Origin of the sequence: Blastococcus saxobsidens, from assembly GCF_002938435.1 — a bacterium.
Classification (GTDB): Bacteria; Actinomycetota; Actinomycetes; order Mycobacteriales; family Geodermatophilaceae; genus Blastococcus; species Blastococcus saxobsidens.
This window is the reverse complement of record NZ_POQT01000010.1, coordinates 79,171-98,093: the sequence shown is the minus strand read 5'-3', so window position 1 is coordinate 98,093 and position 18,923 is coordinate 79,171. Positions and strand designations below refer to the sequence as shown.

16 protein-coding genes are annotated in these 18,923 nt (G+C 74.7%); all 16 read right to left on the bottom strand.

The annotated features are described in order from the left end of the window. Positions 1 to 6: 6 nt before the first annotated feature. A complete protein-coding gene (locus tag C5507_RS08760; protein WP_104528144.1) occupies positions 7 to 1,386 on the bottom strand; it encodes an RsmB/NOP family class I SAM-dependent RNA methyltransferase in 1,380 nt (459 codons plus the stop codon). Next, positions 1,383 to 2,360, bottom strand: a complete 978-nt coding sequence (fmt, locus tag C5507_RS08755; RefSeq protein WP_242611000.1) for a methionyl-tRNA formyltransferase — start codon at positions 2,358 to 2,360, stop codon at positions 1,383 to 1,385. The genes C5507_RS08760 and fmt overlap by 4 nt, the downstream gene beginning before the upstream one ends. Beyond that, a complete protein-coding gene (def, locus tag C5507_RS08750) occupies positions 2,309 to 2,842 on the bottom strand; it encodes a peptide deformylase (protein ID WP_104528166.1) in 534 nt (177 codons plus the stop codon). The genes fmt and def overlap by 52 nt, the downstream gene beginning before the upstream one ends. A gap of 109 nt (positions 2,843 to 2,951) precedes the next feature. Beyond that, positions 2,952 to 4,934 carry a primosomal protein N' gene (locus C5507_RS08745; protein ID WP_242610999.1) on the bottom strand — a complete coding sequence of 661 codons (1,983 nt, stop codon included), beginning with the start codon at positions 4,932 to 4,934 and terminating at the stop codon, positions 2,952 to 2,954. A 37-nt stretch (positions 4,935 to 4,971) separates the two neighbouring features. After that, entirely contained in the window at positions 4,972 to 6,165 is a 1,194-nt protein-coding gene (gene metK / locus C5507_RS08740; protein WP_104528143.1) for a methionine adenosyltransferase, read from the bottom strand. A gap of 68 nt (positions 6,166 to 6,233) precedes the next feature. After that, positions 6,234 to 7,460 carry a bifunctional phosphopantothenoylcysteine decarboxylase/phosphopantothenate--cysteine ligase CoaBC gene (gene coaBC / locus C5507_RS08735; protein ID WP_104528142.1) on the bottom strand — a complete coding sequence of 409 codons (1,227 nt, stop codon included), beginning with the start codon at positions 7,458 to 7,460 and terminating at the stop codon, positions 6,234 to 6,236. 96 nt (positions 7,461 to 7,556) lie between these two features. Continuing rightward, entirely contained in the window at positions 7,557 to 7,820 is a 264-nt protein-coding gene (gene rpoZ, locus C5507_RS08730; RefSeq protein WP_014376157.1) for a DNA-directed RNA polymerase subunit omega, read from the bottom strand. 68 nt (positions 7,821 to 7,888) lie between these two features. Beyond that, positions 7,889 to 8,488, bottom strand: coding sequence for a guanylate kinase (gene gmk / locus C5507_RS08725; RefSeq protein WP_104528141.1), 600 nt, complete (start codon positions 8,486 to 8,488; stop codon positions 7,889 to 7,891). 39 nt (positions 8,489 to 8,527) lie between these two features. Beyond that, complete coding sequence (gene mihF / locus C5507_RS08720) at positions 8,528 to 8,854, bottom strand: integration host factor, actinobacterial type (protein WP_104528140.1); 327 nt, start codon at positions 8,852 to 8,854, stop codon at positions 8,528 to 8,530. Positions 8,855 to 9,201: 347 nt separating this feature from the next. Further along, positions 9,202 to 10,017 carry an orotidine-5'-phosphate decarboxylase gene (gene pyrF / locus C5507_RS08715; protein ID WP_104528139.1) on the bottom strand — a complete coding sequence of 272 codons (816 nt, stop codon included), beginning with the start codon at positions 10,015 to 10,017 and terminating at the stop codon, positions 9,202 to 9,204. Further along, positions 10,014 to 11,387, bottom strand: coding sequence for a beta/alpha barrel domain-containing protein (locus C5507_RS08710; protein WP_242610998.1), 1,374 nt, complete (start codon positions 11,385 to 11,387; stop codon positions 10,014 to 10,016). The genes pyrF and C5507_RS08710 overlap by 4 nt, the downstream gene beginning before the upstream one ends. After that, positions 11,384 to 14,713: a carbamoyl-phosphate synthase large subunit gene (gene carB / locus C5507_RS08705; RefSeq protein ID WP_104528138.1), complete on the bottom strand. Its 3,330-nt coding sequence runs from the start codon at positions 14,711 to 14,713 to the stop codon at positions 11,384 to 11,386. Before carB ends, C5507_RS08710 begins: the two co-directional genes overlap by 4 nt. Continuing rightward, positions 14,713 to 15,879 carry a glutamine-hydrolyzing carbamoyl-phosphate synthase small subunit gene (gene carA / locus C5507_RS08700; protein ID WP_104528137.1) on the bottom strand — a complete coding sequence of 389 codons (1,167 nt, stop codon included), beginning with the start codon at positions 15,877 to 15,879 and terminating at the stop codon, positions 14,713 to 14,715. The genes carB and carA overlap by 1 nt, the downstream gene beginning before the upstream one ends. Then, positions 15,876 to 17,165, bottom strand: coding sequence for a dihydroorotase (locus C5507_RS08695; protein WP_104528136.1), 1,290 nt, complete (start codon positions 17,163 to 17,165; stop codon positions 15,876 to 15,878). The genes carA and C5507_RS08695 overlap by 4 nt, the downstream gene beginning before the upstream one ends. After that, positions 17,162 to 18,082: an aspartate carbamoyltransferase catalytic subunit gene (locus C5507_RS08690; RefSeq protein ID WP_104528135.1), complete on the bottom strand. Its 921-nt coding sequence runs from the start codon at positions 18,080 to 18,082 to the stop codon at positions 17,162 to 17,164. Before C5507_RS08690 ends, C5507_RS08695 begins: the two co-directional genes overlap by 4 nt. Next, the gene (pyrR, locus tag C5507_RS08685; protein ID WP_104528134.1) at positions 18,079 to 18,687 is read right to left on the bottom strand and encodes a bifunctional pyr operon transcriptional regulator/uracil phosphoribosyltransferase PyrR; all 609 of its coding nucleotides are present in this window, start codon (positions 18,685 to 18,687) and stop codon (positions 18,079 to 18,081) included. The genes C5507_RS08690 and pyrR overlap by 4 nt, the downstream gene beginning before the upstream one ends. Positions 18,688 to 18,923 lie beyond the last annotated feature (236 nt).

Sequence of the window (18,923 nt, the reverse complement as noted above, 5' to 3'; positions counted from 1 at the left end):
CGAGCGTCAGCTGGTGCGGCGGAGCAGCGCCATGAACATGGCGTCGGTGCCGTGCCGGTGCGGCCACAGCTGCCCGTGCTCGCCGCGGGCCATGTCCGGGACCTCGGGGAACAGCGGCGCCACCGGGAGCACCTCGACGTCGTCCCGCCGTGCCGCGGCCTCCACCACGTCGGTGGTCTCGGCGGAGTGCGGCGAGCACGTCACGTAGGCGACGACCCCACCCACCCGGACCGAGCGGAGCGCGCTGTCCAGCAACGCCGTCTGCAGCTCAGCCAGCGGTGCGACGTCCTCGGCGGTCCGGCGCCAGCGCACCTCCGGGCGACGCCGCAGGGCGCCCAGCCCGGTGCAGGGTGCGTCGAGCAGCACGCGGTCGAACGAGCCGGGCTGCCACGGCGGCTGCGTGCCGTCGGCGGCCAGCACCTCGACGTCCCGCTCGTCGCGCAACGCCTGCCGGACGAGGTCGGCACGGTGCGGCGCCCGGTCGGCGGCGGTGAGCCGGACGCCGTCGGGCCTGGTGGCGGCCAGCAGCCCGGACTTGCCGCCGGGGCCGGCGCACATGTCCAGCCAGGCGGTGTCCGTGCCCTCGAGGGGCGCACGGGTGAGCAGCAGGGCGGCGAGCTGGCTGCCCTCGTCCTGCACCGCGGCGCGGCCGGAGCGCACCGACGCCAGCCGGCCGGGATCTCCCCCACGCAGCCGCACCGCGTACGGCGACCAGGGGCCGGGTTCGCCACCGGACTCGGTCAGCAGGTCCGCACGGCCCATCCGCCGGGCGACGAGGTGCACCTCGGGAGCCGCGTCGTCGGCCAGCAGCGCCGGCTCCAGCTCGTCCTCACCGTCGAGGGCGTCCCGCCACGCCTCGACGATCCACCGCGGGTGGTCGGTGGCCAGCGCCAGCCGCTCGTCACCCTCGGCGCCGAGCGCGGCCAGCCACGCGGCCCGGTCCCCGCCCGCGGCCACCTTGCGCAGCACGGCGTTGACCAGCCCGGCCGCCCCCGGCCCCACGATGGCGCGGGTCAGGTCGACGGTCGTGTCGACGGCGGCGTGCGCCGGCACTCTCAGGTCGACGACCTGGTACGCGCCGAGGCGGAGCAGGTCCAGCACCCGCGGGTCCAGCTCGGCCAGTGGCCGCGAGACGAGGCCGGTGAGGATCGCGTCGAGGGTGCCCTGCGCCCGCAGCGCCCCGTAGGCCAGCTGGGTGGTGAACGCGGCATCCCGCTCGTCGAGCTTCCGTTCGCGCAGCAGCTGCGGCAGCAGCAGGTTGGCGAACGCCTCCCGGGAGGAGACGGCGTCGAGCACGTCGTAGGCGGTCAGCCGCGGCCCGTCCAGCACCGGGCGACGGGTGGCCGGGTGCCGGCGGGGTCCACGCCGCGACGGCGGCCGGGTCACGCGCCCACCCGCTCGCCGGCCGCGGGACGCGCGCCCCGGGCCCAGTCAGCGGCGGGCAGCATCCTCTTCCCGGCCGGCTGCACCTGGGAGAGGCGGACCGCGCCGCTGCCCGTGCCGACGACGACCGCACGTCCGTCGAGCAGGACCTCGCCCGGCGACAGGTCGGGCCCGCCGGCCACCGGCTCCACGGGTGCGACGCGCATGCGCTCGCCGCGCCAGGTGGTCCACGCGCCCGGGGCGGGCGTCACCCCACGGACCCGCCGGTCAACGACATGGGAGGGCAGCGCCCAGTCGACGCGGGCGTCGGCGGTCTCCACCTTCGGCGCGAGGCTGATCCCGTCCGACGGCTGGGGCCGGGGCTCGAGCGCCCCGGCCTCGATGCCGTCGAGGGTCGCGACGAGCAGCTGCGCCCCGCTCACCGCGAGCCGCTCCAGCAGGTCCCCGGCGGTGTCGCGCGCGCCGATCGCCTCGGTGAGGGTGCCGAACACCGGCCCGGTGTCCAGGCCCGCCTCCAGCCGGAACGTGGATGCGCCGGTCACCTCGTCGCCGGCCATGATCGCGTGCTGCACCGGCGCCGCCCCGCGCCACGCGGGCAGCAGCGAGAAGTGCAGGTTGACCCACCCGTGGCGGGGCAGGTCCAGCGCCGGCTGCGGCACGAGGGCGCCGTAGGCGACGACGGGCGCGCAGTCGACGGCGAGGTCGGCCAACTGCGCCAGGAACTCCGGCTCGCGGGGCGAGCGCGGCTGCAGCACCGGGATCCCGGCCGCGTCGGCGCGCTCGGCCACCGGCGAGCGGCTCACCGTGCGGCCCCGTCCGGAGCGGGCGTCGGGCCGGCTCAGGACGGCGACGACGTCGTGGTCGGAGGCGAGCAGCGCCTCCAGCGACGGGACTGCGGGCGCCGGCGTACCGGCGAACAGGAGCTTCAGTGCGGGCTCACCTTCACGACGGGGAGGTAGCTGCCGTAGCCGGACCACTCGGCAGCCTGGATCTCGGCGAGGGCGGCGGCACGGTCGGCATCGGCGAGCCGGTCGACGAACAGCACGCCGTCGAGGTGGTCGGTCTCGTGCTGGATGGCGCGGGCGAGCAGCTCCGAGCCCTCGATCCGCACCGGGTCGCCGTGCATGTTCCAGCCGGAAGCCGCCACGTGCAGGTGCCGCAGGCAGTCGTAGCGCAGGTCGGGGATGGACAGGCAGCCCTCGGGGCCGTCCTGCATCTCCTCCCCCACCGCGGCGACGTCGGGGTTGACCAGGTGACCGACCTCGCCGTCGACGAACCAGGTGAACACCCGCAGGCCGACGCCGATCTGGGGTGCGGCCAGGCCCGCGCCACCGGCGGCGTGCATGGTCTCGGTCAGGTCGGCGACGAGCTGCCGGAGCTCCCGGTCGAAGTCGACGACCGGGGCGGCGGGCCGGCGCAGGACCGGGTCGCCGAACAGCCGGATGGGGGTCACGCTCACCGGTCGATCGTAGGTGGCCACAGCAGGTCGCCCGCGCCCGCACGAGGTCGGCCGCCCTGCAGGGGCCCGCCGCGAGCCTGCGAGCGGTGGGGGGCAGGGTGGTCCCTTCTCAGACGAGGTCGAGCGGGTCGAGCTGCACGCGGACGTGCTCGGGGGCCTTCTTCGCGCTGCGCACGCCCTGGACCTCGGCCAGCGCGTGCGCCAGCGCCCCGCCGTCGGTGCGCGGCACCCGGACCAGGTACCGCTCCCGCTCGCCCTCCTGCCCGGGCCGCGGCCGCTCCGGCACCGGGCCGAGCAGGTCGGCGTCGCCCGGCAGCCGCGCGGCCGCCAGGAACTCCGCCAGCGCGGCCGGCGACCCCGCCAGCGACGCCATCCGGGTGACCGGCGGGAATCCGAGCTCCCGCCGGTCGGCCAGCTCGCGCTCGGCCAGCCAGGCCGGGTCCCAGCGGACCAGCGCCTGGGCGACGGGGTGCGCGGCGTCGGCGGCCACGATCACCAGCCCACCGGCCGACGCCGGCCGGACGAGCGCCGAGGCGTTGGTCCACCGGCGCAGCGTCTCCTCACCGGCGCGCAGGTCGGCCCGGCCGAGGAGCGCCCAGGAGTCCAGCAGCAACGCGGCGCCGTAGCCGCCCTCGGCCACCGGCTCGGCCCCCGGGGTGGCCACCACGAGCGCCGGCCCGGCCGGGACCGACGCGAGCACGCCCGACGTGCTGCCGGAGGTCCGGACGGTCGTGCCCGGGAAGGCGCGGGCCAGCTCCTCGGCGGTGCGCGACTCCCCCACCACCGCGGCGCGCAGCTTCGTGGCGTGGCAGTGCGGGCAGTCGAAGGTCGCGGCCGGGCGGGCGCACCAGCGGCAGGCCGGGATCCGGGTGCCCCCCGGACCGGGACGCGGGGAGATGCCCAGCGGCCCGGCGCAGGCGGCGCACCGCGCGGGCGCCCGGCACCGGGCGCACGACAGCGACGGCACGTACCCGCGGCGCGGCACCTGCACGAGCACCGGCGCACCGGCGGCCAGCGCCTTGCGGGCCGCCTCGTACGCCAGCGAGGGCAGCCGGGCGGTGCGCGCGGCGGGGTCGCGGGCGAGCTCGAAGTCGTCACCGAGCGCCTGCACCCGCGGCGCCGCGGCCCGCAGCACCGCACGGTCGGCGACCAGCTCGTGCGCCCACGCCGACTCGACCAGCAGAGCCGCCTCGGCGGTCCGCGAGGTCCCGGCGACCACCGCGGCGCAGGAGTCCAGCCAGGCCCGTTGCACCAGCACGTCCCGCGCGTGCGGGTAAGGCGCGTGGTCGTCCGAGTGCAGGTCGTCGCCGTCGTCCCAGACGACCACCAGGCCCAGCTCGCGGACCGGGGCGAACATCGCCGCCCGGGTGCCCAGCACCACCTGGGCGGCACCCCGCGAGGCGGCCAGGAACCGGCGGTAGCGCTTCTCGGGCGAGTCGTCGGCGCGCAGCACCGTGAACGAGTCGGCGGGCAGCAGCCGCTGCGCCGCCGCCGTGAGCCGGTCGAGGTCCTTGCCGTCCGGCACGACCACCAGCGACCCGCGCCGGCCGGAGAGCGCGGCCCGGCAGAGCTCCACGAGCCGGGTGGGCCAGTCCTCCCCGGGCAGGGCCGTCCAGACGGCGCGTGCGGGCCGCCCCTCGGCGAGCGCCGTCAGCAGTGCCGGCCCGGCCTGGTAACGGGCGAAGCCCGCCGGGTCGGGCGGCTCGGGCAGTTCCTCCGGCGTGGGCGAGGGCCGCTTCTCCGCCGCGGCGCGGCGCGGCGGCAGCGCGAGGCGCAGCACGTCGCTCGCCGTGCCGGCGTACCGGTCGGCGACCGCGCGGACCAGCCGCGCCACCTGCGGGGTGAGCACCGGCTCCCCCGAGGGCACGTGCGAGAGCGGCTGCAGGGTGCCGCTGAACTCGGTCGTATCGCCCAGCTCCCAGACGACGCCGTCGACCAGCCGGCCGTGGAAGCGCACCCGCACCCGGCAGCCGGCCTGCACCACGTCGGCGAACTTCTCCGGCACCGCGTAGTCGAACGGCCGGTCCAGGTGGGCCAGCGGGACGTCGACGACGACCCGGGCCACCTGCACCCGGCCAGTCTCCCCGCTCATGCCGACAGTCCTGGCCCCGTCGGGGCCGGGCGCGGTGCTAGGCGACAGCCGAGCGCAGCGCCTCGACGCGGTCGAGGCGCTCCCACGGGAGGTCGAGATCCGACCGGCCGAAGTGCCCGTAGGCGGCGGTGGGCCGGTAGATCGGCCGCAGCAGGTCCAGGTCGCGGACGATGGCGCCCGGACGGAGGTCGAACACCGAGGTGATCGCCTTCTCCAGCAACTCGTCTGCGACGGTGCCGGTGCCGAAGGTCTCGACGAACAGACCCACCGGGTGCGCTGTACCGATGGCGTAGGCGACCTGCACCTCGCACCGACGGGCCAGGCCCGCGGCGACGACGTTCTTGGCCACCCAGCGCATCGCGTAGGCGCCGGAGCGGTCGACCTTCGACGGGTCCTTGCCCGAGAAGGCACCGCCACCGTGCCGCGCCATGCCGCCGTAGGTGTCGACGATGATCTTGCGGCCGGTCAGTCCCGCGTCACCCATGGGTCCGCCGATGACGAACTTGCCGGTCGGGTTCACCAGCAGCCGGTGGCCGGTGGTGGGCAGTCCGAGGGCGGCCAGCTCCGGCTCGACGACCAGTTCCTCGATGTCGGGGGTCAGCAGCGTCTCGATCGAGATGTCCTCGGCGTGCTGGGAGGAGACGACGACCGTGTCGACGGCGACCGGGCGGTCGTCCTCGTAGACGACGGTGACCTGGGTCTTGCCGTCGGGGCGCAGGTAGGGCACGGACCCGTCCTTGCGGACCGCCGACAGCCGCCGCGACAGCCGGTGTGCCAGCGCGATCGGCAGCGGCATCAGCTCGGGCGTCTCGTCCGTGGCGTACCCGAACATCAGGCCCTGGTCGCCGGCGCCCTGGCGCTCGATGGCGTCGTCGGAGGTGCCGCCGGTGCGGGCCTCGTAGCCGGTGTCGACGCCCTGCGCGATGTCGGGCGACTGCGCGCCGATGGAGACGCTCACGCCGCAGGAGGCGCCGTCGAAGCCCTTGCGGGAGGAGTCGTAGCCGATGCCGAGGACCGTCTCGCGGACGATCGCCGGGATGTCGACGTAGCCGGCGGTGGTGACCTCACCGGCGATGTGCACCAGTCCGGTGGTGATGAGGGTCTCCACCGCGACCCGGCTGCGCGGGTCCTGGGCGAGCATCGCGTCCAGGATCGAGTCGCTGATCTGGTCGGCGATCTTGTCCGGGTGGCCCTCGGTCACCGACTCGGACGTGAAGAGGCGGCGTGGCACTCGGGGACTCCCTGGGATCGAGGGCGGGTGGGCGGTGCGATCGGGGCGAACGTTACCGCCGCGGCGCGTCAGCGCTCGCCGCGGTCTCCCAGACGCGTGGTGACGGCCGTCCAGATCGCGGCGGCGACGGCGTCCTTCGTGCCCCGTGGCACCTCGGTGCTGCCGCCGTCGGAGGCGAGCACGACCGCCGCGTTCTCCGGCCGGCCGAACACCTGCCCGCCCGAGACGTCGTTGACGACCAGCAGGTCGCAGCCCTTGCGGGCGAGCTTGGCGCGCGCGTGGGCCAGGACGTCGCCGTCGTCGTCGCCGGTCTCGGCGGCGAAGCCGACGACGAGCTGCCCCGGTGCCCGCTTGGTGACCAGTTCGGCCAGCACGTCGGGGTTGCGCACCAGCGGTATCGAGTTCGGCTCGCTGGCCGCACCCTTCTTCATCTTGGTGGCGGCGACCGCGGCGGGGCGGAAATCGGCGACCGCGGCGCTCATGACCACGGCGTCGGCGTCCGCCGCCTCGGTGAGCACCGCCGAACGCAGCTCCTCGGCGGTGCCGACCGGCACCACCCGCACGCCGAAGGGGGCCGGCAGCTCGACGTTCGCCGCGACGAGGACGACCGCGGCACCACGGGCGGCGGCGACCCGCGCGAGCGCCCAGCCCTGCTTGCCCGAGGAGCGGTTGCCCAGGTAGCGGACGGGGTCGAGCGGCTCGCGGGTACCGCCGGCGCTGATGACGACCCGGCGGCCGGCGAGGTCCGGGGCCAGCGCGTCGGCACCGCCGGCGAGGACGACGGCGGCCAGCGCCGCGATGTCGGCCGGCTCCGGCAGCCGCCCGGGACCCGAGTCGGGCCCGGTCAGCCGGCCGACCGCCGGGGGCAGGACCACGGCTCCGCGGCGGCGCAGGGTGGCCACGTTGTCCTGCGTGGCGGGGTGCAGCCACATCTCGGTGTGCATCGCCGGCACGAACACGACCGGGCAGTGCGCGGTGAGCAGCGTGGCGGTGAGCAGGTCGTCGGCGCGGCCCATGGCGGCCCGGGCCAGCAGGTCCGCGGTGGCGGGGGCGACCACGACGAGGTCGGCTTCCTGCCCGATCCGCACGTGGGCCACCTCCGGCACGTCCGACCAGACGTCGGTGGTGACCGGGTTGCCCGACAGCGCCTCGAACGTGGCGGCGCCGACGAAGTGCAGCGCCCCGGGCGTGGGGACGACCCGGACGTCGTGCCCGGACTCGGTGAGGGCGCGCAGCAACAGCGCGGCCTTGTAGGCGGCGACTCCACCGCTGACACCCAGAACGATCCGGCTCACGTGCTCATCCTCCCAACACGGCGACGCACCCGGCAGGGACTGCCGGGTGCGTCGTCATCAGTCTGGGTGGCCCGTCCGCGCAGGGACGGGACCGTCTCAGTTCTCGCCGGCGGTGTGGGCGAGCAGGCCCTCGTTGATCTCGCGGAGCGCGATCGACAGGGGCTTCTCCTGAGGAGCGGTGTCGACCAGGGGGCCGACGTACTCGAGCAGGCCCTCGGAGAGCTGGCTGTAGTAGGCGTTGATCTGGCGCGCGCGCTTGGCGGCGAAGATGACCAGGCCGTACTTGCTGCTGGTGCGCTCGAGCAGCTCGTCGATCGGCGGGTTGGTGATGCCCTCGGGGGCGGGTGCGACTCCGGACACGGGCGGGCGTGCTCCTCAATCGGTTCGGCGGGAGTGAGCGCCGGCGGCGACGGCCTTCGGCCGCCATCTCACTCGTGAGCGCCGGCACCCTGGGAGAGCCCGGGTGACGGCGCAGTCAGCAAGCCTACCAACTCGTCCGCGGCGCGGGCCACGTCGTCGTTCACGACGACCACGTCGAACTCCCCGGAGGAGTCGAGCTCGGCCTGCGCGATGCGCAGCCGGTGCTCCTGGACGGCGGCCGGCTCCGAGCCCCGGCCGGCCAGCCGGCTCTGCAGCTCCGCCCAGGACGGCGGGGCGAGGAAGACCAGTTGCGCCTCGGGGGCCCGGGCCCGCACCTGGCGGGCGCCCTGCAGCTCGATCTCCAGGAGCGCCGGCCGACCTGAGTCCAGCCGGGCCCGGACCGGGGCCACGGGGGTGCCGTAGCGGTTGCCCGCGTACTCGGCCCACTCGAGCAGCCCGTCGGTGGCGATCAGCCGGTCGAACTCGGCGGCGTCGACGAAGTGGTAGTGCACCCCGTCGACCTCACCGGGCCGGGGGCGGCGGGTGGTGGCCGACACCGACACCCAGACGTCAGGGTGCCGGCGCCGGACCTCCGCGATCACGGTGCCCTTGCCCACTCCGGAGGGGCCGGAGAGCACGGTCAGCCGTGCCGGTGTTGCTGCTGCCACTCGTCGTCCTCGCCCGGTCGTGCGTGCGTCGGGCCGGGCTCAGCCGACCTGGTCGCCGCCGAACTCGGTCTCCAGCGCACGGCGCTGGTTGGCGCCCAGACCCCGCACGCGGCGCGTCGGGGAGATCTCCAGGCGTTCCATGATCTTCGCAGCCCGGGCCTTGCCGACCCCCGGCAGGGACTCCAGGACGGCGGAGACGCGCATCTTGCCGATGACCTCGTCGGTCTCGCCCTGCTTGAGGACGTCGCCCACGGTGGCGCCCTTGCTCTTGAGGCGTTCGCGGAGCTCGGCGCGCGCCTTGCGGGCGGCGGCGGCCTTCTCGAGGGCTGCGGCGCGTTGTTCCGGGGACAGGTCAGGGAGGGGCATGGTGCAACCCAATCGTGTCGACGCCGACCCCGCTGGGCCGGCGGTGTTCCGCTGTGTCAGAAGGAGCGGCAGCTCGCTGCTGAAAGCGTCACCGCCACGGTAGTGCCCGGCAAATCCGCAGGTCACGCGCCACCGCGCAGGGACGGTGCGACTGTCGCGCGGCGACGAGCCCGCACCCTGGCCACGCGGCCGGTTACGCAGCGTAATGACAGCAGGTCACTGGCGAAGACCGACCGGACTCGTTCCGCAACGCGTCGGCCCGTCCCAGGTCGGTGCCACGGCGTCGACACGCCGTGGATCCGACACGCCGGAGGGCGGAGCCGGAAGGCCGTGGTCGGGCGCCGCCGTCAGGTGGCCAGCTCCCCGGCCCACCGCTCCGCGGCGGCCCGCAGCGCCGCCGGGTCGGGACCGGCGCCCAGCACGGCCCGGGACACCGTCGGGACGACGGCGCGCCCGGTGCCGAACAGCCGGCGCAGGTCGGCCACCGTGCCACCCTGCGCGCCCAGGCCGGGGGCGAGGACCGGCCCGCGGAGACCGTCCAGGTCCAGGTCCAGCTCGGGCAGGGTGGCGCCGACGACGACGCCGAAGGAGCCGAGGGGGTCCCCGGGGCCGTTCCAGCCCGCCACGGTGTCGACGACGACCTGGGCGACCGAGCGCTCCCCCACGGTCGCGTGCTGGAGGGTGCCCGCGTCCGGGTTCGAGGTGCGGGCGAGCACGAACAGGCCGCCGCCGTGGTGCTTCGCGGTGCTGACCGCCGGCGCCAGCGACTCCGGCCCCAGGTAGGGGCTCACCGTCATCGCGTCCACCGCCAGCGGGTGGTCGGGACGCAGGTAGTCGGCGTAGGCCGCCATGGTGGAGCCGATGTCCCCGCGCTTGGCGTCCAGCAGCACCAGCGCGCCGGCCGCGCGGGCCCGTGCGACGCCGTCCTCCAGGACCGCGAGGCCCCCGGAGCCGAAGCGCTCGTAGAAGGCGATCTGCGGCTTCAGCAGGGCCACCGATCCGGCCAGCGCCTCGACGACGGCGTCGGTGAACCGGCGCAGCCCGTCCAGCGAGTCGCCCACCCCCCAGTCGAGGAGCAGCTGCTCGTGCGGGTCGATGCCGACGCACAGCGGGCCGCGCTCGGCGACGGCGGCCGACAGGCGCTGCCCGAAGGGGACGATCACGAGACCTCCACGGCTCGGGGCAGGGTCTCCCCCAGTGCGGTGATGCACCGCTGGGCGAGGAAGGGGTCGGAGAAGGCGCCGGAGGCGGACTGCACGGCGTCGGCGCCGAGGGCGAACAGCGCCTCGAACGACGCCGGGTCGGTGACCCCGCCCATCGCCAGGACGTCGAAGTGCACGCCGCCGGCCTCGCGCAGGCCGACCAGCCGGCGGGTGAAGTCCAGCGCGGGGTCGCGGACGGCGATCCCCGACAGCCCGGCCAGCTCGCGGCCGGGGAAGGTGGGCACGCCGTCGCTGCGGCGCACCCGGCTCTGCAGCGTGTTGATCCCGGCGATGCCGTCCACCAGCGGGGCCAGCCGCGGCACCAGCGCCGCGAGCTGCCCCTCGTCGAGCCAGGACAGCTTCGCGACCAGCCCGGTGCGGTCGTCCAGCGCCCGACGGACGGCCTCGACCACCGCCACGGTCGCGTCGGGGTCCAGGCACAGCGGGGGCTTCACGCCGCTCCCGGAGGCCGACAGCGTGTTCGGGCACGACAGGTTCAGCTCGACCACCGGCGCACCGGCCTCCTGCGCCATCCGCGCGGTCCCGGCGAAGTCCTCGACCAGGTCGGTGCCGTTGCCCTCGCCCATGACGCTGACCAGGAGCAGCACGTCGTCGGAGACCGCGGCCAGCGACCGCTCCAGGTCGGCCATCCACTCCTCCGGCTCCGGCGACGGGACGCCGAAGGAGTTGACGCTGCTGACCGTCGGCGAGCCGGGGCCGACCCAGTCCCAGGGGTCGGAGACCACCTCGGCGGCGGCGCCCGGCGGGAGGCTGGCGGTCTGCCGCGGGGCGAACGTCCAGTTCGGCTGCTCGTTGGCCGGGTGCGCCCGGCCGCGGACCGTCTTGTAGGTGAGCACGCTGTAGCCGTTGGCCACGTTGTGCCGCACCCACGCCTCGCTGCCGTTGAGCACGCAGGCGGGCACCCCGAGCGGGAAGCCCACCGTGCGGCCCAGCAGCGGCCAGCGCCGCGCCCCGGCGGTGGGCCGCTCCGGCAGCCGGGGCCCCACCGGGCGGGCCAGGTTCGCACCGAAGGACCCCAGGACGTCGTAGGCCGGCGTCGGGACGCCGTGCGCGGCCAGGAGCTCGGCGTGCCCGGCGAAGAACAGCACGCGGGTCAGCAGGGGGAGGTCGTGCTCCCCCGCCTCCCCGTCGGCCAGCCGCCGCGCCAGGGCCCCGGCGTCCGCCGCCAGGGCGTCCAGCTCCGTCTGCGGGGGTCGGGCGAACCGCGTGACGCCGGCGAGGAACGCCGCCGGCAGGTCCGCGAGCGCCCCCCGCACGGCCAGCTGCCCCGCGATCCGCCGGACGACGTCCTGTCCCGGCGGCGGGGTCACGCCTGCGTTCCCGCGAAGGCGCTCGGCCCGCCGCGCGTGCCCCCGGCCAGCGCCGCGTGCACCTCCTGCAGGCTGCGCACGCCGACGTCCCCGCGCCGCAGCGCCTCGATCCCCTGGACGGCGGCGGACAGCCCCTGCACCGTGGTGATGCACGGGATGCCGGAGCTCACCGCGGCAGTGCGGATCTCGTAGCCGTCCAGCCGCGGACCGCTGTTGCCGGGCGAGCCGAACGGCGTGTTGACGACGATGTCGACGTCGCCGGCCAGGATCGCCTCGACGACGTTGCCCGGGCCCTCGCTGAACTTGCCGACGACCTCGCAGGTCACGCCGTGGCGGCGCAGCACCTGCGCGGTGCCGGCGGTGGCCAGCACCCGGAACCCGAGGTCGGCCAGCCGCTTGACCGGGAAGACCGCCGAGCGCTTGTCCCGGTTGGCCAGCGAGACGAACACCGTGCCCTCGGTGGGCAGCGCGCCGTAGGCGGCGGCCTGCGACTTGGCGAACGCGGTGCCGAACTCGGCGTCGAGGCCCATGACCTCGCCGGTCGACTTCATCTCCGGCGACAGCACCGTGTCCACGCCGTGGCCCTCGACCGTCCGGAAACGGTGGAACGGCAGGACCGCCTCCTTGACGGCGATCGGCGCGTCCTCGGGCAGGTCGGTGCCGTCCCCGCTCGCCGGCAGCACCCCGAGGATGCGCAGCTGCGCGATCGTCTCGCCGACGGCGATCCGGGCGGCGGCCTTGGCCAGCTGCACCGCCGTCGCCTTGGACACGAACGGCACCGTGCGGCTGGCCCGCGGGTTCGCCTCGATGACGTAGAGGATGTCGTCCTTGATCGCGTACTGGACGTTGATCAGGCCGCGGACGCCGATGCGGGCGGCGAGCTTCTCCGTCGCCGCGCGGATCTTCAGCAGGTCCGCCGACCCCAGGGTGATCGGCGGGAGGGCGCACGCGGAGTCGCCGGAGTGGATGCCGGCCTCCTCGATGTGCTCCATGACGCCGCCCAGGTAGAGGTCGGTGCCGTCGTAGAGCGCGTCGACGTCGATCTCGACGGCGTCCTCCAGGAACCGGTCGACCAGCACCGGGTGGGCGGTGCTGACGTCGGTCGCCTTGGCGATGTAGGCCTCGAGCGTGGCGTCGTCGTAGACGATCTCCATGCCGCGGCCACCGAGCACGTAGGACGGGCGGACCAGCACCGGGTAGCCGATGCCCGAGGCGATCTCGTGGGCCTCGGCGTAGGTGGTGGCCGTGCCGTGCTTGGGAGCCAGCAGCCCGGTGTCGGCCAGCACCCGGGAGAACGCCCCGCGGTGCTCGGCGTCGTCGATGGCCTCCGGCGAGGTGCCCAGCACCGGGACGCCGGCGTCCTTCAGCCGCTGGGCCAGGCCCAGCGGGGTCTGGCCACCCAGGGTGCAGATGACCCCGGCCACCGGGCCGGCCGCGCGCTCGGCCTCGACGACCTCGAGGACGTCCTCGAAGGTGAGCGGCTCGAAGTAGAGCCGGTCGGCGGTGTCGTAGTCGGTGGAGACGGTCTCGGGGTTGCAGTTGACCATCACCGCCTCGTAGCCGGCGTCCTGCAGCGCCATGACGGCGTGCACGCAGGAGTAGTCGAACTCGATGCCCTGCCCGATCCGGTTCGGCCCCGAGCCCAGGATGAGCACCGCGGGCTTCTCGCGGGGCCGGACCTCGGTCTCCTCGTCGTAGGAGGAGTAGTGGTACGGCGTTCGGGCGGCGAACTCCGCGGCGCAGGTGTCGACGGTCTTGTAGACCGGCCGTACGCCCATCCGGCGGCGCAGCGCGCGGACGCCGTCCTCGCCGGCCAGCTCCGGCCGCAGCGCGGCGATCTGGCGGTCGGACAGGCCGTGCCGCTTGGCCCGCCGCAGCAGCGGCTCGGTCAGCGACGGCGCCTCGCGGACGGCCTCGCCCACCTCGCGGACCAGGGCGATCTGGTCGACGAACCATGGATCGAACCCACTGGCAGCCGCTACCTCCTCCACCGTGGCACCGGCGGCCAGCGCGGCCTCGGCCGTGTAGAGCCGGCCGTCGACGGGCGTGCGCAGCGCCTCCAGCAGCTCCTCGGCCGACCGGTTGTCCGGAGCGCCGGTCCAGAAGCCTGCCGCCTTCGTCTCGGTGGAGCGCATCGCCTTGCCGAGGGCCTCGGTGAAGTTGCGACCCATCGACATGACCTCGCCGACGCTCTTCATCGTCGTGGTCAGCCGCGGGTCGGCGCCGGGGAACTTCTCGAACGCGAACCGCGGGATCTTCACGACGACGTAGTCCAGCGACGGCTCGAAGGACGCCGGGGTGACGCCGGTGATGTCGTTGGTGATCTCGTCGAGGGTGTAGCCGATGGCCAGCTTTGCGGCGATCTTCGCGATCGGGAAGCCGGTTGCCTTCGACGCCAGGGCCGAGGACCGGGAGACGCGCGGGTTCATCTCGATGACGACGAGGCGCCCGTCGGCGGGGTTGACCGCGAACTGGATGTTGCAGCCGCCGGTGTCGACGCCCACCTCGCGCAGCACAGCGATGCCGACGTCGCGCATCCGCTGGTACTCGACGTCGGTGAGGGTCATGGCCGGGGCGACGGTCACCGAGTCACCGGTGTGCACGCCCATCGCGTCGATGTTCTCGATCGAGCAGATGACGACGACGTTGTCGCTGCGGTCGCGCATCAGCTCGAGCTCGTACTCCTTCCAGCCGAGCACCGACTCCTCGATGAGCACGGTGTGCACCGGGGAGTCGGCCAGGCCGTGGGAGGCCATGCGGCGCAGCATCGCCTCGTCGGTGGCGAAGCCCGAGCCGAGACCGCCCATGGTGAAGCTGGGGCGGATGACGACCGGGTAGCCGACCTCCCCGGCGGTCTCGATCGCCTCCTCGACGGTGCCGCACACCCGGGAGCGCGGGGCGTCGGCGCCGATGGACCGGACGATGTCCTTGAACTTCTGCCGGTCCTCGCCGCGGTTGATCGCGTCGACGTCAGCGCCGATGAGCTGGACGCCGTACTTCTCCAGCACGCCGTTCTCGTACAGGCCGATGGCGATGTTGAGCGCGGTCTGCCCGCCGAGGGTCGCCAGCAGCGCGTCGGGGCGCTCCTTGGCGATGACCTTCTCGACGAACTCCGGCGTCAGCGGCTCGATGTAGGTCGCGTCGGCGATCTCCGGGTCGGTCATGATCGTCGCCGGGTTGCTGTTGACCAGGCTGACCCGCAGGCCCTCGGCGCGCAGCACCCGGCAGGCCTGCGTGCCGGAGTAGTCGAACTCCGCGGCCTGCCCGATGAGGATCGGCCCGGAGCCGATGACGAGGACGTGCTTCAGGTCGGTGCGCTTGGGCATCAGGTGTTCTCCCCGGTGGTGTGCTCGACGACCGGGGCGGGCCCGCCGGCGTGCACCTGGTGCGACCGGGCCTCCTCCATCAGGTCGACGAAGCGCTGGAACAGTGGCGCGGCGTCGTGCGGACCGGCCGCGGACTCCGGGTGGAACTGCACGCTGAACGCGGGCACCTCCAGGCAGCGCAGGCCCTCCACGACGTCGTCGTTGAGACCGACGTGGCTGACCTCCACCTGCCCGTAGGGGGTGTCGGTCGGGCGGTCCAGCGGGGCGTCGACGGCGAAGCCGTGGTTGTGGCTGGTCACCCGGACCGTGCCGCTGACCCGGTCGAGCACCGGCTGGTTCAGGCCGCGGTGGCCGAAGCGCAGCTTGTAGGTGCCCAGGCCGAGGGCGCGGCCGAGGATCTGGTTGCCGAAGCAGATGCCGAACAGCGGGCGCCGGGCGTCGAGCACGCCCCGCACCGCGGCGACGGCGTAGTCGGCGGCGGCCGGGTCACCCGGGCCGTTGGAGAGGAACACCCCGTCCGGGCCCGCGGCCAGCAGCTCCTCGGCCGTCGCGGTCGAGGGCAGCACGTGCGTCTCCACGCCGAGGGCGGCCAGGTGGCGCGGCGTCGCCGTCTTGATGCCGAGGTCCAGCGCGGCGATGGTGAACCGCTTCTCCCCCACCGCCGGGACGACGTAGGCCTCCTGCGTGCTCACCGTCGGCGCCAGATCGGCTCCGGTCATGCTCTCGGCCGCCGTGACGCGAGCCAGCAGCTCGTCCGCGGAGAGCTCGGTGCTGATGCCGGCCCGCATGGCGCCGCGGTCGCGCAGGTGCCGGGTCAGCGCGCGGGTGTCGATGCCGCTGATGCCGACGACGCCCTGGGCGGCCAGCTCGTCGTCCAGGGTGCCCGTCGCACGCCAGTTCGCCGGCCGGCGGGCGGGGTCGCGCACGACGAAGCCCGCGACCCACATGCGGCTGCTCTCGTCGTCCTCGTCGTTGACCCCGGTGTTGCCGATGTGCGGGGCGGTCATCGCGACGATCTGGCCCGCGTAGCTGGGGTCGGTCAGCGTCTCCTGGTAGCCGGTCATCCCGGTGGCGAACACCGCCTCCCCGACCGTCGTCCCGGTGGCGCCGTAGGCCTCGCCGCGGAACGTGCGCCCGTCCTCGAGGACGAGCAGTGCCTCTCTCACTTGGTTGCCTTTCCGTCGAGCACGGTCGGCACGCCCCGGAGGAACGTCGCGACCACCCGGCCGGGGAGCTCCCGGCCGGCATAGGGGCTGTTGCGGCTGCGGCTGGCCAGCGCCGCCGGGTCCACCGTGGCGCGGGCCGACGGGTCGACCAGGACCAAGTTCGCGGGCTCACCGGGGGCAAGCGGCCGGCCGTGCTCGCCGAGCCGGCCGATCACGGCCGGGCGCACCGACATGCGGTCGGCGACGCCGGCCCAGTCCAGGCGGCCCGGCTCCACCATGGTCTGGATGACCACCGAGAGGGCCTGCTCGAGCCCGAGCATGCCGGGCCGGGCCTGGGCCCACTCGCTCTCCTTGTCCTCCACCGCGTGCGGCGCGTGGTCGGTGCCGACGGCGTCGATGGTGCCGTCGGCCAGCCCCGCGCGGAGCGCCTCGACGTCGGCATCGGTGCGCAGCGGCGGGTTGACCTTGAACACCGGGTCGTAGCTCTCGGCGCACTCGTCGGTGAGCAGCAGGTGGTGCGGGGTGACCTCCGCGGTGACCTGGACGCCGCGGGACTTCGCCCAGCGCAGGATCTCCACCGAGCCCGCCGTCGAGACGTGGCAGACGTGCAGCCGCGCACCGACGTGCTCGGCCAGCAGCACGTCGCGGGCGATGATCGCCTCCTCCGCGGCGGCCGGCCAGCCGGTCAGGCCCAGCTTCGCCGACCGGTCGCCCTCGTGCATCTGGGCGCCGACGGTCAGCCGCGGCTCCTCGGCGTGCTGGGCGACGACGCCGTCGAAGGCCTTCACGTACTCCAGCGCGCGGCGCATCAGCGCCGGGTCGCTGACGCAGTGCCCGTCGTCGGAGAAGACCCGCACGCGGGCGGCGGAGTCGGCCATGGCGCCGAGCTCGGCCAGCCGCCCGCCCCCCAGCCCGACGGTCACCGCGCCCACCGGGACGACGTCGACCAGCCCGGCCTCCTGGCCCAGCCGCCAGACCTGCTCGACGACGCCGGCGGTGTCGGCGACCGGGTCGGTGTTGGCCATCGCGTGGACCGCGGTGAACCCGCCGAGCGCGGCGGCGCGGCTACCGGTCTCCACCGTCTCGGCGTCCTCGCGGCCCGGCTCGCGCAGGTGGGTGTGCAGGTCGACCAGGCCGGGCAGGGCGACCAGCCCGGCGGCCTCGATCACCTCGGCGCCGGTCGCGGACAGCGAGTCGCCGATCGCGGCGATCCGGCCGTCCTTCACCAGGATGTCGGCGGGGTCGCTGCCCAGCGGCCGCGCCCCCCTGATCAGGTACGTGGTCATTGCTGAGACCCTCCGAGCAGCAGGTAGAGCACGGCCATGCGGGTGGAGACCCCGTTGGCGACCTGCTCGACGATCGTGGAACGGACGGAGTCGGCCACCTCGGCGGCGATCTCCATGCCGCGGTTCATCGGGCCCGGGTGCATGACGATGGCGTCGTCGGGCAGCGCGGTCATGCGCCGGGCGTCCAGCCCGTAGCGGCGGCTGTACTCCCGGGCGCTGGGGAAGTACGAGGCGTTCATCCGCTCGGCCTGCACCCGCAGCATCATCACCACGTCGCTCTTGGGCAGCACGGCGTCCAGGTCGTAGCCCACCTCGGCCGGCCAGCTGCCGACGCCCACCGGCAGCAGCGTGGGCGGGGCCACCAGGGTCACCTCCGCGCCCAGGGTGTGCAGCAGACCGACGTTGGAGCGGGCCACCCGGCTGTGCAGGACGTCGCCGACGATCGTCACCCGGACACCCTCGAGGCGGCCGAGCCGCTGCCGGATCGTGTAGGCGTCCAGCAGCGCCTGCGTGGGGTGCTCGTGGGTGCCGTCGCCGGCGTTGACCACGCTGCCGCGCACCCAGTTGGCCAGCCGGTGCGGCGCCCCGGAGGCCCCGTGCCGGACGACGACGGCGTCGGCGCCCATGGCCTCCAGCGTCAGCGCGGTGTCCTTGAGGCTCTCGCCCTTGGAGACGCTGCTGCCCTTCGCCGAGAAGTTGATGACGTCGGCGGACAGCCGCTTGGCCGCGAGCTCGAAGGAGATGCGGGTGCGGGTGGAGTCCTCGTAGAAGAGGTTCACCACGGTGCGCCCGCGCAGGGTCGGGAGCTTCTTCACCTCCCGGCCGGCCAGCGCCTGGTCGATCTGCGCCGCGGTGTCGAGCACCAGCGTCGCGTCGTCCCGGTCGAGGTCGGCGGCCTCCAGCAGGTGCCGTTTCACAGGACCTCCTCCGTCACGAGCACCTCGTCGACGCCGTCGGTCTCGGCGAGGTGCACCTTGACCTGCTGGCTGCGCGACGTCGGCACGTTCTTGCCGACGAAGTCGGCCTTGATCGGCAGCTCCCGGTGCCCGCGGTCGACCAGCACGGCGAGCTGGACGCTGCGCGGCCGGCCGAGGTCGCGCAGGGCGTCCAGGGCGGCACGCACCGATCGGCCGGAGAAGAGGACGTCGTCGATCAGCACCACCAGCCGGCCGTCGATACCCGCGTCGGGCAGCACCGTGGGCTCCAGCGCCCGGACGCCGCGCAGGCGCAGGTCGTCGCGGTAGAGGGTGATGTCGGCGGTGCCGACGTCGACGCTCGTCCCGGTGAAGGCCTCGATGCGTGAGGCCAGCCGGCGGGCCAGCGGGGCACCGCGGGTGGGGATGCCGACCAGCACGAGGTCGGACAGGCCTCCGTCGGCCGATCCTGGGTCGATGGTCGCGGCCCGCTCGATGAGCTGGTGGGCCATGCGGTCGACGACGCGGGCGACGTCGGCGGAGGAGAACAGCGTGCCGGACGTGCTGCCGGGAGTCGTACTCCGGGCAGGCTCGGACGAGCGGGCCATGAGGCCTCCTTCCCCGCCTCACTGGACGGGTCGTTAAAGGAGTGGTCGGACCGGGGCCGACGGTACTGCACCCACGTGCGCTGCACGTCGGGCACCCGTCGGCGGCCGGTCCCAACACTCAGCGTGACCGGGCGCTCACACTCGATTCCCGAGCAGGCTGCCTGTTGTGATCCGGGCTCGGCCAGTACGCTGCGTGACGACGAAGACCCATCCGAGACGACGGACAGTGAGCAGAC